Source organism: Sulfitobacter sp. DSM 110093 (assembly GCF_022788715.1).
Taxonomy (GTDB): domain Bacteria; phylum Pseudomonadota; class Alphaproteobacteria; order Rhodobacterales; family Rhodobacteraceae; genus Sulfitobacter.
Map to the genome: position 1 here is coordinate 243,631 of NZ_CP085168.1, position 14,180 is coordinate 257,810.

General features: G+C 53.6%; 14 protein-coding genes. 7 read left to right on the plus strand and 7 right to left on the minus strand.

Annotation, left to right across the window (positions count from 1 at the left end; translation table 11 throughout):
• Positions 1-123 precede the first annotated feature (123 nt).
• Positions 124-1,059 carry an NAD(P)-dependent oxidoreductase gene (locus tag DSM110093_RS17805; protein ID WP_243267788.1) on the minus strand — a complete coding sequence of 312 codons (936 nt, stop codon included), beginning with the start codon at positions 1,057-1,059 and terminating at the stop codon, positions 124-126.
• Between the two features lie 198 nt (positions 1,060-1,257).
• On the opposite strand from DSM110093_RS17805, the gene DSM110093_RS17810 reads away from it, so the two are divergent.
• Positions 1,258-1,998 carry an SDR family NAD(P)-dependent oxidoreductase gene (locus DSM110093_RS17810; protein ID WP_243263468.1) on the plus strand — a complete coding sequence of 247 codons (741 nt, stop codon included), beginning with the start codon at positions 1,258-1,260 and terminating at the stop codon, positions 1,996-1,998.
• 15 nt (positions 1,999-2,013) lie between these two features.
• Here DSM110093_RS17810 and DSM110093_RS17815 read toward each other — a convergent pair whose 3' ends face one another.
• The 5 genes from DSM110093_RS17815 to DSM110093_RS17835 are packed head-to-tail and all read right to left on the minus strand — an operon-like array spanning position 2,014 to position 5,975.
• A complete protein-coding gene (locus DSM110093_RS17815; RefSeq protein WP_243267789.1) occupies positions 2,014-2,607 on the minus strand; it encodes an isochorismatase family cysteine hydrolase in 594 nt (197 codons plus the stop codon).
• Positions 2,604-3,590 (minus strand): branched-chain amino acid ABC transporter permease, encoded by a 987-nt coding sequence (locus DSM110093_RS17820; RefSeq protein ID WP_243263465.1) that lies wholly within the window; start codon positions 3,588-3,590, stop codon positions 2,604-2,606. The genes DSM110093_RS17815 and DSM110093_RS17820 overlap by 4 nt, the downstream gene beginning before the upstream one ends.
• Positions 3,587-4,480 (minus strand): branched-chain amino acid ABC transporter permease, encoded by an 894-nt coding sequence (locus DSM110093_RS17825; RefSeq protein WP_243263464.1) that lies wholly within the window; start codon positions 4,478-4,480, stop codon positions 3,587-3,589. Before DSM110093_RS17825 ends, DSM110093_RS17820 begins: the two co-directional genes overlap by 4 nt.
• Positions 4,480-5,202, minus strand: a complete 723-nt coding sequence (locus tag DSM110093_RS17830) for an ABC transporter ATP-binding protein (protein WP_243263462.1) — start codon at positions 5,200-5,202, stop codon at positions 4,480-4,482. Before DSM110093_RS17830 ends, DSM110093_RS17825 begins: the two co-directional genes overlap by 1 nt.
• Entirely contained in the window at positions 5,202-5,975 is a 774-nt protein-coding gene (locus tag DSM110093_RS17835) for an ABC transporter ATP-binding protein (protein ID WP_243267790.1), read from the minus strand. Before DSM110093_RS17835 ends, DSM110093_RS17830 begins: the two co-directional genes overlap by 1 nt.
• Before the next feature lie 119 nt (positions 5,976-6,094).
• Between DSM110093_RS17835 and DSM110093_RS17840 the strand changes: the two genes are divergently transcribed.
• The 4 genes from DSM110093_RS17840 (at position 6,095) to DSM110093_RS17855 (ending at position 10,336) form a co-directional block, all read left to right on the plus strand.
• Positions 6,095-6,904, plus strand: a complete 810-nt coding sequence (locus DSM110093_RS17840) for an N-formylglutamate amidohydrolase (RefSeq protein ID WP_243267791.1) — start codon at positions 6,095-6,097, stop codon at positions 6,902-6,904.
• Positions 6,901-7,521 (plus strand): isochorismatase family cysteine hydrolase, encoded by a 621-nt coding sequence (locus DSM110093_RS17845; protein WP_243267792.1) that lies wholly within the window; start codon positions 6,901-6,903, stop codon positions 7,519-7,521. The genes DSM110093_RS17840 and DSM110093_RS17845 overlap by 4 nt, the downstream gene beginning before the upstream one ends.
• Before the next feature lie 999 nt (positions 7,522-8,520).
• Entirely contained in the window at positions 8,521-9,111 is a 591-nt protein-coding gene (locus DSM110093_RS17850) for a helix-turn-helix domain-containing protein (RefSeq protein ID WP_243267793.1), read from the plus strand.
• A complete protein-coding gene (locus tag DSM110093_RS17855; protein WP_243268002.1) occupies positions 9,104-10,336 on the plus strand; it encodes a HipA domain-containing protein in 1,233 nt (410 codons plus the stop codon). Before DSM110093_RS17850 ends, DSM110093_RS17855 begins: the two co-directional genes overlap by 8 nt.
• A 111-nt stretch (positions 10,337-10,447) precedes the next feature.
• On the opposite strand, the gene DSM110093_RS17860 is transcribed toward DSM110093_RS17855, so the two are convergent.
• Positions 10,448-11,593, minus strand: a complete 1,146-nt coding sequence (locus tag DSM110093_RS17860; RefSeq protein WP_243267794.1) for an ABC transporter substrate-binding protein — start codon at positions 11,591-11,593, stop codon at positions 10,448-10,450.
• A gap of 224 nt (positions 11,594-11,817) precedes the next feature.
• Here DSM110093_RS17860 and DSM110093_RS17865 point away from each other — a divergent pair, with 224 nt between their 5' ends.
• Entirely contained in the window at positions 11,818-12,756 is a 939-nt protein-coding gene (locus tag DSM110093_RS17865) for a MurR/RpiR family transcriptional regulator (protein WP_243267795.1), read from the plus strand.
• A 10-nt stretch (positions 12,757-12,766) separates the two neighbouring features.
• Complete coding sequence (locus tag DSM110093_RS17870; protein WP_243267796.1) at positions 12,767-14,089, plus strand: glutamine synthetase family protein; 1,323 nt, start codon at positions 12,767-12,769, stop codon at positions 14,087-14,089.
• Positions 14,090-14,180: the final 91 nt, after the last annotated feature.

Genomic DNA, 14,180 nt, shown 5'->3' on the forward strand with positions numbered 1-14,180 from the left:
TTCAATGAACCCCAAAGCACCTAGGAAGTTCCCCCGTCGAGTGCTGAACGGCCGCATAAGCACTCGGTTTGAGAGTTTTGACCTTCAAATCCTCTGCGTTTGCATCACAAAAGAAGAGCCCGGTTATTTAACTGAGAGAAAGTGCTGAAACAGTTGTTTCAAACCGCTTTCGAGGGAAATTTTTGGGGCAAACCCAATTTCCTCAAAAGCCCGCTGATTGCGCAATTCTGAAATCCCCCGTCCGCTTTGAGTAGAAGGTGCACAGGTGACCGCTATGCCTGGCTGAATCTGCATAACTATCTCTGCGACATCTGACATCTCGATTGCAGGTCCAGCCGTAATATTAAGTATCTTTGAGCGAGGCGCTTTTGCTTCCGCGGCACGCAAAAGGCCATCCACAGCATCCGTAATATGGAGGTAATGAGTATATGCGTTCGCAGGCGTAAGCAGTTCAAACCTGTGATCTGAATGCGCTGCGCGCGCCAATTTCTCAAGCGTCGTAGGCGTTTGTCGCCCCGGCCCATATATCCATGACAGCCGCAATGCGACAGCATCTACTCCATGCTCTTTGACGTAGCCCAGCATCGCTTGCTCGCCTGCTACCTTGCTGGCACCGTAGATTGTATGAGTGGCAAGCTGAGAGGCTTCGTCGACAGAACCTGACAGTTCACCGTATACTTCACTGGTGGAGCATATGATGACACGTCCCACTCTATGGCGGCGGGCTGCCTCAAGAACAGAGGCGGTGCCTCCAGCATTGATTTTCCATATATCCAAGGGCCGCTCGGGCATTACCATTGGACCTGATACGGCGCCACAATGCAGGATCGTATCGAACTCTCCTTGCCTTACAACCAAGTCGACTTGCTCACTGTTTGTCACTTCGCACTGCATGATATCACTGCGTTGGCATACTACTGAGCCCACGTCTGTGGCCACAACATCTACGCCTCTTGTCCTGAGTGCGCTTACCACTGCCGCCCCGAGAAAGCCGCCAGCACCCGTAACCAGGACCCGTCCAAGCTTTCTGCCGGCGGGGAATTGGTTCTTCTGGCCCATTCCGCATCCTTCTTTTGCAACGCCTCTTAGGCTTCTGTAGCATTCTACTATTTAGCAGCCGAAGTCATACCCATGGCCACGGGTATTTACCCCCTCTTAACCGGACTTACATATTTGAAACAGCCAGCTGCAACTCTAAGATACTCATAAATATACGATATCATCAATCTCGCACGCAGAGTGCGAAGGAGCACACCTATGGGACAACTAGACAATCGTATTGCCTTCGTTACCGGTGCAGGCACAGGTCTGGGACGCGGTATCGCGTTACTTTATGCCCGCGAAGGAGCCGATGTTGCAATCTTTGATCGCAATGCGCGAAGCAGTGCAAATGTCGCCAAAGATATCAAAAAACTTGGCCGGCGCAGTGTCGCCATTGAAGTCGATGTAGGGGAGGAGGTTGCCCTCAATGCCGCAATGGCTGAAGCGGCTCACGTGCTTGGTCCTCCGGATATCCTGGTCAATAACGCCGGGATCATCACGGTCGCAGCAATGGATGGAATGACCACCGAAACATGGGATGAAATGCTCCGGATCAACTTAAAGAGCGTATTCCTTTGCACCCGTGCTGTGCTGCCTGCGATGCGGGCGCGCGGCTATGGCCGGATCATCAACATCAGCTCGCAGCTGGCTCACAAGGGCGGCTATGGAATGACCCATTATGCGGCAGCCAAGGCCGGGGTAATTGGCCTTACAAAAGCACTGGCCCATGAGGTGACAAAGGATGGTATCGCGGTTAATGCAATTTGTCCTGGGCCACTGGATACTGACATGAGGCTGCCTCCCGAATGGGCCGCAAGAAAACAAAATGACCTCATGATCGGACGGCAAGGTCGCGTCGAAGAGATTACCCCGACAGCATTGTTATTGGCCACTGAGCAAGCTGCTTTTTACGTAGGTACAACCTTCAATCCCAATGGGGGTGATGTAATGATCTAGCTTTGAGCCGCAGCGTTAAAACACAAACGCTGAGCGGACCGTTTGGCTAGATGCGACCTCACCAGAGAGTGAAATTCGCTGCAAGGCAGATGCATGTCGTTCTTTAGTATCCGTAGCACAAGCGTCTTCAATACATATCATACGATACCCCAGAGCCGCCCCGACTTTCATTGTTTGCTCAACACATTGGTCTGTCAGAAAGCCCGTACATAGGATGGTCGATATACCCATATTACGCATGACGTAGTCAAAATTGGTCGAATGAAAGAGGCAAGCCGAGGACTTCTTCCACACGATATCGTCACTTTGAGGAGAAAAGCGGGACGAAACCTGCCCACCTTGAGAACCTTTAGGAATGTTGAAACCAGAAAGCTTGTAATCAAGACTGCGGTCACGACCATCCCGAGTAAGGTTTTCCATGACCGTGTAACACACCTCAACGCCGCTATCGCGCGCGGTTGGCAAGAGCTTTGACAAGCTTGGCCACACAACATGGGCGATGCGGTCATAAAAAGACGGACGCGGCGGGTGATTGATCGGATCAAGAACGTAGTCTTGCACATCAATCAACAGCAGCGCGGTTTTTTCGGCTTCAAGAAGCATCGTCATGACGTCCGCACAAATGGTTCTTTCAAACCAAAGAGACCCTTGGGCCGCACCAATAGGAAAGCAATCAGCGCCACGGCCACGATCACCTGTGTCACGCCGTAAACCCCAGTCGCTTCCTCTACCTGACGCAAAGATTCACTGCCGAAGGTGATCAAGACGGCAGCAAAAATCGCCCCGATGATCGACCCTTGCCCACCGACCACGATGATCGCAATGAGATTGAAAGCCAATATCAGACCGAAGGACTTCGGTGACATGACAGAAACGACATGCGGCAAAAGAGCCCCACAGAAACCAGCAATGCCTGCTCCTAAGACAAAGGCCATTACTTTTATCCGAATGGCTTTGATGCCAAAGCAACGAGCAGCCATTTCGTTTTCCCGTACAGCGAGCATCGCTCGCCCTATTGAAGCGTGTTTAATCCGCCAGCACAGCACGATCACCAAAACGGTAAAAAAACCGATCAATGCAAGCGTCGCCTCCCGCGGAATGCCCGTGATGCCGCGACCACCACGGGTGAAACCATCCAGATTGAGAGCGAAGGTCTGAACAACGATGATCAAGCCCAGCGTGGCCACCGCAAGATAATGGGTTTGAAGATGTACAACGAGACGTCCAATGATCCACCCCATCAACGCAGCAACCAAGCCTCCAACCAGAGCTGCTACGGGGAGGGATAAATGGATCTGGGCGACAGCTTCGGGCAAAGCGGGCATCGCAAACCCTTTGCGGCCCACTGGGTAGGTAAACAGGATCGCGACATAGGCCCCAATGGTCATAAAAGCAGGGTGACCAAGACTAAACATACCAGTAAAGCCGTTCGTCATCGTTAAGCTAACCGCTAACATCACCTGAATGAGCATAAGGGCTGTAAACGTCTGGAAGTAGCCATTGCCAGAAGCATCAACAGCCAGAACCAGGATGGCCATAGCCACAACGAGCACGAAGAAAGCCTGCCAAGGTGTGATTTGCAGCTGTCTCATGCCCGTTCCTGCTCTGCTTCACCAAACAACCCTTGAGGGCGGACCAAAAGGATCAGGATGAGGAGCCCAAAAACGAAGGCATCGCGATACCCTGAATACTCAGGTGGCAGAAACCCCACAAAGGCAATTTCAGAAAAGCCGAGGATATAGCCGCCAACGATTGCACCAGGCAAGGACCCGACACCCCCGATAATCGTGGCCAAAAAGGCCTTCAAACCCGGCAGGAACCCCATCAAGGGATTGATCTGGCCATATTTTCCGCTCCAGAAAAGACCTGCTAGGGCGGCCAAGGCTCCGCCGAGCCCAAAAACAAGAAAGACCAAACGGCCGATTGAGATCCCCATAAGCTGTGCGGCAAAGGGGTTTTCCGCCACCGCACGGATCGCAATTCCCACTCTGGTCTTGCGGATAAATGTTGTAAGTCCAAGCGCACATAACAGAGTGACCGCCGGAATAACGAGATCAATCAATGCGACATCTGCGCCTCCAAGCGGAAGGCGCATACGAAATACCTCAGGAAAGTTGAAGTTACGCGGTTGCGAGCCCAGAAAAATCAGTGCCAGGTTCTGGATCGCGACAGAGGCAGAAAGCGTGACAATAAACCCGGTGATCATAGGTGCGCCACTGATGGAGCGGAAAGCTATTCTCTCGATAAGCCCGCCAGCTGCAAAGCCTCCCGCGAGGACGAGAAGCGGGATTGCGGCCCATGGCACGACATCACTTGCCACTAAGCCGAAGGTCATAAAGGCACCGATCATGAGTAGGTCGCCATGGGCAAAGTTGACCAAACGGATTACACCATAAATCAGTGAGAAGCCGATCGCCACAAGTGCATAAAGACTGCCTAGACTCAGACCGTTCACGACCTGCTGGATCAGATAGTCGGACATCAGCCCACCCCCAAATATGCTTCAAAAACAGCTGGATCATTGAGCAGCTCATCGCCGCTGCCCTCGAGTACGATACGCCCGTTTTCCAGAACAAAAGCCCGATCTGCCAGCTCAAGTGCGAGCATTGCGTTTTGCTCGACAATCAGCATCGTCACGCCTTGCTCGCGGTTCAACTCCTCAAGAAAGTCGAATATCTCTTCAGTGATCTGAGGCGCCAGGCCCAAGGATGGTTCATCCAGCAAAAGCAATTTGGGCTCGGCGACAAGCGCACGGCCAATGGCCAGCATCATTTGCTCGCCCCCAGAAAGGTTGCCCGCCGGCATTGCACGCCGTTCCCCCAAAATAGGAAACCGTTCATAAATATCAGTAATTGCTCGCGCCACGCGCGCCTTATCGTTCGATAAGAAAGCACCGAGCTGCAGGTTCTCTTCAATGCTCAGACGCCCAAAAATTTGACGCCCTTCGGGGGCGTGAACAATACCTGCGCGCACTAAGTCGACCGGACTGGTTGCTCCAACGTCATAACTGCCGTCTGAGGTTTGAAGCCTTGCTTGACCGCTAGAAATGGGCAAAAGCCCCGATAACGTCATCAAAGTTGTCGTCTTGCCTGCTCCATTGGCCCCAATGAGCGTCGCGATCTCGCCAGCTTCGACAGCAAAATTGATCCCCTGCAAAACCTTAGTGCGGCCTCGGTTAACGTGCAGCTCCTCGACACGCAGCATCACAATATCTCCTTGCGGCGACGACCCAGATAAACGGCTGCGACCTCGGGCATACGCAAAACCTCGTCCACCTTGCCAAGGGCCAGCATCTCGCCCTTGTTCACGACGATGAGTCTTTTGCACAATGCAGCAACCATGCGCACGTTATGCTCCACGAGAATAATCGTGAGGCCATCGTCATTCAAACGACGCACCAGCTGCGAAAGGCGTCCTTTTTCAGTGTCTGTCATCCCCGCCGCTGGCTCATCCAGCAGCAACAGGGTCGGCGCGCTGGCCAATGCTCGAGCGATTTCGACCCGACGCCGATCCCCATAAGATAATTCGGACGCGTTACGGCTTCCAAACTCTGTCAGCCCCGTTCGTTCCAACATTTCATCGGCGATCTCGCCAATGCGCTGTTCGGCTGCACGATGCCCAGGCAAACCAAAGACGCTGTGCATCAATGAGCGACCTGCGCGTGCATGCGCGCCCGCCATAACATTCTGACGCACCGTCATATCGTCAAATAATCGGATATTCTGGAAGGTGCGGGTCATACCCAGATTAGCGCGCACTTCAGGGCTCAGACGAGTGATGTCCTTGCCCTCAAATTCAATGCTTCCGCTACTGGCAGCCATTACGCCAGTCAGAACATTAAAGGCAGTTGTTTTGCCGGCGCCATTCGGGCCGATCAGCCCAACCAGATCACCTTTCCCTACAGTGAAACTCACGTTTGACAGCGCTTGTACGCCGCCGAACCGTTTGGAAAGTTTTCGCACATTCAGTTGCGACATGAGACCTTGCCGAAGACATTCTAGACAAATTTAAATTGATATTGTAACCGCCTTGATGTCAATATGTATTAAAAGTTTCATTTGCGAAGCGGCGAAGAAAGCCGTAGTCGGAGCCCCTAATGCCTGATTATCTAACACTCTTAAGTGCCGACGAGCCATCGCCCTTCGGACTTGAAAATGAGCTTGGCCAAAGTCCTTTTGTGATCGTGTGTGAGCACGCAAGCGCGCGCCTCCCAAAAAGCCTCGGCACACTGGGACTTGATGATGAACACTTAACCCGCCACTTCATGTGGGATATTGGGGCGTTGGACCTAGCGCACATTATCGCCCAGCGTCTTGACGCCCCTTTGGCAACCCAGCGGTATTCGCGCATGATCTGCGACTGCAACCGACATTGGGAAGCTGAGAGCTTCATCCCCACACACGGCGAGGGCATTCCTGTTCCAGCCAATGCCGATTTGACGCCTGCCGAGCGCGCGCGACGTCGGGCCGAAATCTGGCAACCCTTCCAGGATGGCGTAGCAAATATGCTGGATGCGAGGGAAGCACGAGGCCAAAGAACTCTTTTTGTGACCATTCATAGCTTCACCCCAACGTTCTTCGGAAAGCAACGGGAAGTGGAGTATGGAGTACTCTTTGACCGCGACACGACGTTATCTCCTGCTTTACTAAAAGCGCTACGTGCGCAGCATGGGGAAAAGGCATTAGCAAACGAGCCTTATGACATGAACCGAGACAGTGACTACACAGTCCCGGTTCATGGTGAAGATCGAGGCTTAGACAGCGTTGAAATTGAAGTGCGAAACGACCTTCTCTCCACTCGAGAACAGATTGAGACGCGAGCCAATGAACTGGTCTTTGCACTGCGCGAAGCTGCCGAAAACCTCGGTGTGACAACCAATCCTCCAAAAGAAGGGACTACGCTGTGAAACAGGTCGAACCAATACGCAACTGGCCGTTAACCCCATCGAAAACCGCCGTTCTTGTGGTTGATGTCCAGCTTAGTGAATATACAGACGAGGTCTTGGCCGAAGCACCCGAAATGGCCACAGCGATGCGCGACCGCATGCTGCCAGCATTAACCCGTTTGGTTGACGGCGCCCGCGCTTCAGGATGCGAAATCATTTATACCGTGATCGAAGCTCTAACAGCAGATGGGCGGGACCGTAGCCTCGATCACAAATTATCAGACATTCTGGTGCCCCGCGGCTCCCCCCTCGCCAAGACACTTCCAGAAGCGCGCCAACAAGAAGACGATATCTTGATCCCGAAGACCTCTTCCGGTGTGTTCAACTCAACCAATCTCTCCTATTTGCTGCGCAACATGGGATTGGATCGGGTCATCGTGGCAGGACTATTGACCGATCAGTGTGTCGACATGGCGGTGCGTGATGGCGCTGATCTCGGCTTTTACATGATCTGCGCCAAAGATGCCTGTGTAACGAAAACCAAAGCGCGTCACGACAAGGCACTCGCGGCCTTCGGCGGATATTGCCAGACGGAAGAGGTGGAAGATATCCTACAACAGTTACGAGCCGCCGAATAAGAACGCTTGCATCACAACTCAACAAAACCAAATTCTTGGGCCGCCAATCGCGCTCAGAAATGATGTGGTTGATTGAGACGGAGGGTGGGACGATTTCGCCATATGCCATTTTTCAGAAACAACTTCAGCAGCCTGTCACGATCAGTTCAATGAACGCCCGCAGAAAGAGTTTGCTTAGAGCCTATTCTGTTAAAAAGTCGGAAATTCGAAGGAGACGATTTTCCACCAGCACCGCATCGACTGCGACAGCCCAAAATATTTCCTTGTGAAACGCTTAGAGGCGTTCTGAGAAAAGAAGAGGGCGGTTTTGGCGAGCCAACACCGCTATCCTGTGGATCGTGTGGGTTATCAATGCTGCGTCCTTCTTCGTTGAGATTGTCGCCAGGCACGCGGCGAGTTTTGGATGCCCGCCCCAGACACAGGCATTTATATCCTGCGCTGGCCGAAGCCGGTCAGCCATTCCAAGACGGCAGGTCGTCGATCCCCATGCCTGGCCGACGCCCAGGCTCGGAGCTATCGCGCACGGGGTCCATAATTCCATATAGCGCGCTGTAGGAAAGTTTTCCAACCCAGTCAGCCCTTTGATACATTCGAACCAGACGTAGTGGGCACTCTGCTGTAGGGGCAGAAGATCCCGTCCGATTTTCCACAAGTGGGCATTCCACCCAGCACGAGCTGTCACGACGATGCTATGCCTCGCTCAACGGCAACGAAGTGTAAGAACGGAAACCGAACCGGTTAGACGAAAAGCAACGCGGATCATAAGGCAGACGTATGATTCATAGGGCCCTGCACCGAGTATGCTCTGGTCTCCGAAGTACACGGCTGTGCGCACTCCCTGATCCATCTTGGAGATGTGCCATCATGCTTTCGATCTACAAAAGCATATCACATCATTACATATATATACTTAAATAGATCATAACTTGAGAAGCCGCGCCCAATATGATACACCAACGCAGATCAAGCGCTTTGCTTGATCTGCAGGATTATATCAAGATGAGCTATGAGAGCGAAAAACTGGCGGCGACACTGAAGACCGCACGCGAGAACAAGGGGCTTAGCCAGCGCGCACTAAGCGCGCGTGCAGGTGTGCCGCAGTCGCACATCTCCAAGATCGAGAGCGGCGCGGTCAACCTCACCGTCTCAAGCCTGACCGCCATTGCCAACGCCCTCGATCTGGAACTGGCGCTTGTGCCGCGCAAGGCGGCACCCGCCGTAAGGACGCTCACCCGTAACGTAAGCGACGCGCCGAAGGCCACGCCGGAAACGCGTAAAGAGATTGCCCAGCTCGCCAAGCAGCTTGAGCACATCCAGTCGCTCAAAATCGATAGTCCCGCCTTCGAAAACCTGCAGCGGCAGTTTCGAGAGATGCGACAATTCGGGAACCTGATCCGGAACCCCGACACATTGCGCAGCATCCGTAAAGCGCTCAAAGCCGTGGAGGGCGAGGGTGGCATTGCAGCGCTGCAAGACGCGTCAAAGCAGATGAAAAGTTTCCGGAACACGCTTGCTCACGGCATAGCTAACGAGGATCGCGTGCGCTTGCCGCGTCCTGCCTATCGCCTTGATGGAGAAAACGATGAGTAGTGTCTCCGTTCTCAACGTGAACCTGTATGGCGAGCCGATCGGCACGCTCACCAATCTCGGCGGCGATCGCACCATCTTTGCCTTCACTGACGAGTATATCGAAAACCCTGACAGGCCGACCCTCAGCCTCGCTTTCAAGGATGAATTCGGGGAGCTTTATACGGACTTTAGACCCTATCAGAAGCGCGTCATGCCCTTCTTCTCAAACCTTCTGCCCGAAGGTCATCTGCGCAAATACCTGGCCGAACGGGTGGGCGTGAATCCCGAACGTGAATTCTATTTACTCTGGGCACTTGGCCATGACCTGCCCGGCGCGATCACAATAACCCCTTCCGATGGTGAAGCCTGGCCGCCGGATGCCACCGACGGTGCCGATGATCATGGCGATGATCAACGCGAAAACGCGCTGCGCTTCTCGCTGGCAGGTGTTCAACTCAAGTTTTCCGCCGTGATGGAAGCAAGCGGCGGACTGACCATCCCCGCCTCTGGCGTGGGGGGCTCTTGGATCGTAAAGCTACCCTCCCGCGAATTCTCCGGCGTCCCTGAAAATGAATACTCGATGATGAAGCTGGCCAGCCTTATCGGGATGAACGTGCCTGCCATCGATCTGGTCAGCATCAATGCGATCAAGAACTTGCCCGAAGGCATCGATAGGACCGGCAACCATGCCTTTGTGATTGAGCGCTTTGATCGGCTATCCAACGGATCGAGCGTCCATATCGAGGATTTCGCACAGGTCTATGGGCTCTATCCTGAGGACAAGTACGGCAATGGCACATTCCGGAACATCGCTCAGGTGATCGCCGCCGAAGGTAATGACACCGACATCATCGAATATATCCGGCGTCTGACCTTTAATATGCTGATCGGCAATGCAGATATGCACATGAAGAACTGGTCGTTGATCTACCCGGACAGGCGGTATGTATCGCTGGCACCCGCTTATGATTTTGTGGCGACCGTGCCCTACATTCCGGGCGATGCAACCAACATGAAGATCAGCCGCGCCAAAGTGTTCTCGGCGTTCTCATTGGATGAGCTAACGCATCTCGCGGTGAAAGCTTCCATACCGAAAAAGATGGCGATCGATGCTGCTAAAGAGACCGTTCAGCTTTTTCGGGAGCATTGGGATGCAGAAGCGCCAAATTTGCCGATGAGTGATGAAGTCAGATCAACCGTAGAGACCCACATGAAGACAGTGCCAATCTTGGAAGAGCTTTCGTAGGGCAAGTGGTTCCCCAAGGAAACTCCCTCGGGGAACGCCAATACTTCGCCCACGCACTTCGTCTTTCAAAGGCTCGCAAACCAATGGACTGCTTGCGAGTGGACGTTTAACTCAAGGCCGCCAAATCGACTCGACGTTGAACTCACCACCCATAACCGAGATGATCGAAATCGGCTTCGGTGGCACCATCGTGTCACGTGTGTACGATATGGTACCGGTCACCGCTTTAAAGTCGCGCGTTTTTTCCAATTCATCGCGGATCGCATCGGGCTCCGCCGATCCGGCACGTTCGATTGCATCAACAACAAGCATCAACGCATCATAGCCCAATGGCGCAAAAGCATTCTCGGGGTCCATGCCGTACTCATCATTATAATCCGCAATGAACTGGCCCACTTCCGGACGGTCGTCCCCACGATAGGTATGAGTTGAAAACCAAACGTCATTTGCCAGATCCGGACCGGGGGTATCCGCGACCAGATCAGTATCAAAGCCATCCCCAGAGACGATCGGAAGCTCAAGCCCTGCTTCCCGGATTTGCTTGACCGTCAAACCGGCTTCGGTCGGGATTGCGGAGACAAAAATAATGTCGGGCGCCGGATCGGTTGATTTGAGGCGCGCGATTTGTGCTGAAAAGTCAGTGTCGCCAATCATAAAGCTATCTTCAGCAACAATTTCCCCGCCGCGCTCGATGAAACGCTCCTTGAAAAACTTGCTGAGGGCCTTCGTGAAGTCCATCGATTGGTCCGTCCACACGACGGCAGTCTTCGCGTCCATCTCATCCACCGCATAATCCGCGATGGCGTAGGATTGGTCATCATCTCCAAATGGCGCCATAAACATGTAGTTTCCAACCCACTGCGGCAACTCCGGGTGCGTTGCTCCGGATGTCACAAAGGGAATGCTAGCCTCTTGAAACAAGGGCGCTGCGGCCATGACAAAGGTCGTATCAGATTGCCCAATTCCAGCAACGACCCCTTCAGATAGGACACGTTGTGCAGCTTTCGCCGTTTCCTGTTGATCAGTCCGTGTATCAGGTGCAAGCAACTCGATCTGCCGACCAAGCACGCCACCGTTCTCGTTCACTTTTTTAGCAGCCAGTTGCGCGCCCTTTAGGGAAGGGCCATCCAAGGACGACATGCCTCCGGTAGCATTATAAAGAGCTCCAATCTTGATTGGCTCGTCCTGTGCCAGGCCAGGTGCGGCTCCTAAGGCGGTCAAAGCCGCGGCTGCTGCAAATTTTTTTAAAGTTTTCATCAATCTTTACTCCCCTGAGTTTCGAATATGACACCGGACAAATAACATTTACGCGTCGTTGCTCTTCGCCACCGCTGCCGACAGGACGCAGAGACATGCCAAAAACAGCCATGCTATCCGGCATCATGTCCATCTCATGACGCTAGCGAAGGTGAGGGCCGTGCGTCAATAATTTTTGACATTTTTGTCTTGTGGGGCCTCTTATATATCATTACTTTTTTTTCATGAACAAAAAACATGCGCAGCCCCGTACTGATCAGCCCGAGTTGAGCCCGACTGGCGCCGACTCTGTTGCCGTGTCTCAGCGCATCACTGACCTTTTTGAATCTCTTGGACGTCGAGAGCAGGACGTGGCGCGCGAGATCCTGCGCCAATACCCGCTTTCTGCTCTTTGCACCGTCTCAGCTTTAGCAGAGCGCTCCAATGTGAGTACCGCGACAGTCCTGAGGTTGGTACAACGGCTCGACCTGAATGGGTACGGAGGGTTTCAGGAAGCTGTAAAATCAGACGTAGCGCGGCTTCTGGAAACACCACTACAGCGACTGTCAGCCCAAACTGCTCGCCCAGATCAAGAGGGGAGCTTGCTGAGCGATCTGTTGAACAGAACTTCCCAGCAATTGCAGAATTGCCATGATCCAGTAATGGACGCGGATTTCGAAACCGCCACCGCTCTTCTCGCTGATACGAAAAACCGCATCTATTGCGCGGGCGGACGCCATTCACGGCACATTGCCGCGCTGCTAACAGAGTACCTGGGCTTGCTCCGCCCAAATGTTCAGCTAGTGGAGGGGCCATCCGAAGGATGGCAGCGCTACCTATTGGAAATGAACAGCCGTACGGTACTTTGCGTGACCGATATTCGCCGGTATCAGCCATCCCTGCTGAGATTCAGTAATCTTGCGGCCAAACAGGGGGCGCGAGTCATCGCCATCTCCGACGCATGGGCCGACAGGCATGATTTTGGTGCCGAAGTCCTGTTTCGCATGCCTTCCGCTTCACCTTCTCCAATAGATAGCCATTGTGGGCAACTTCTACTCGCCGAGGCCCTTATCGGAGGGCTTGCAAAAAAGATCGGGCCTCCGCTTCAAGAACGTTTGGCCTTGGGCGAAACGCTGAGTTGCGTAGATACCGGCGCATATAATTCCCAATCTGAAAGCACTTAGGAGGTCCGACGTGACGCGTCTCGATACCGACTTAATAATGATCTGCGCCAGTGACGTAGCAGGGCAACTGCGCGGTAAAGCGGTTCCATGGCGCGCATGGGAGTCGCGCCAAAAAAACGGCATCGGCTGGACACCGACGAATGTTCTGCAGACCTCTTTCGGCCCGATCGCACCTTCCCCATGGGGCGCATTAGGGGATCTTACGATCCGACCGGATCCAGAAACTTTGATCGACCTCGAAATGGAAGAGGCTGGCATTGACGAAAGTTTTGCCTTGGGTGACATCTTCACATTGGATGACGAACGGTGGGACTGCTGTCTGCGCGGCCAGCTCAAGACTGCGTTGGAACGGCTAGAAGACCGGCACGGCCTACGCGTCAAAGCGGCTTTCGAGCATGAGTTTCATTATTCAGGCCTGCCGAAACAAGAAGGGCTAGGCTACACGCTACGCACGTTCCGAAGGCTCGGCACATTCCCTAATGCTGTTATGTCGGTTCTGGACGCAGCGGGGCTCGACATTGACACGTTCATGCCGGAGTACGGGCCAGGCCAATGCGAAGTTACCGTCGGCCCAAAACCTGCATTACGAGCAGCAGATGAAGCTGCAATCTTAAGAGACTTGGTGCGCGCTTGTGCCCAAGGGCAGGGTGAACGCGCAAGCTTCGCTCCGATTTTGCATCCAGATGGCGTTGGCAATGGGGTGCATGTCCATTTCAGCCTTGAAACCTTAGATGGGCAACCGGTTTGCCACGACCCCACGCAACCTAGCGAAGTTGCGCGTGCATCGGGTGCCTTTGTGGCCGGCATTCTCGAACGACTACCCGAATTCTTGGCCATCGCCGCGCCCTCTGTTCCTTCATATCTCAGGCTCCAGCCTCATCGCTGGAGTGCTGCCTTCAACAATTTTGGGAACAAAGATCGTGAATCTGCGGTACGTATTTGCCCAGTCTTTGGCACCAAAGATCCGGAGGCCATGGCTCGGAAATTCCATTTTGAGTTTAGAGCCGCAGATGCGGCTGCCAGCCCCCACCTCTTGCTCGCAGCCTTAATCAATGCCGGTCTAGACGGCTTGGACCGCGACCTGACAACGCCGACGCCCACCGAAACAGACCTTGCCAAACTTAGCCCTGAGGAACTGAAGGCAGCTGGATGCACGCGCCTAGCATCGAACCTTGATGACGCGCTAAGCGCGCTCACATCTAGCGAATGGGCTGCTAAAGCATTTGGTAAAACCCTCATTGATGTCATCGACCGACACAAACGCACAGAGATCTCTCTAATGGAGGACTTATCAGATGAGGAAGTATGTGCCCGCTATTATGAAGCGTACTGAAGCCGCAGCGACCGATTTTGCTCTGTCTGTGAATAGCGCTTGTTCTGAATTGCAACATCTACCGCTGAAGGAAAGTAGCGAGGAGGATATC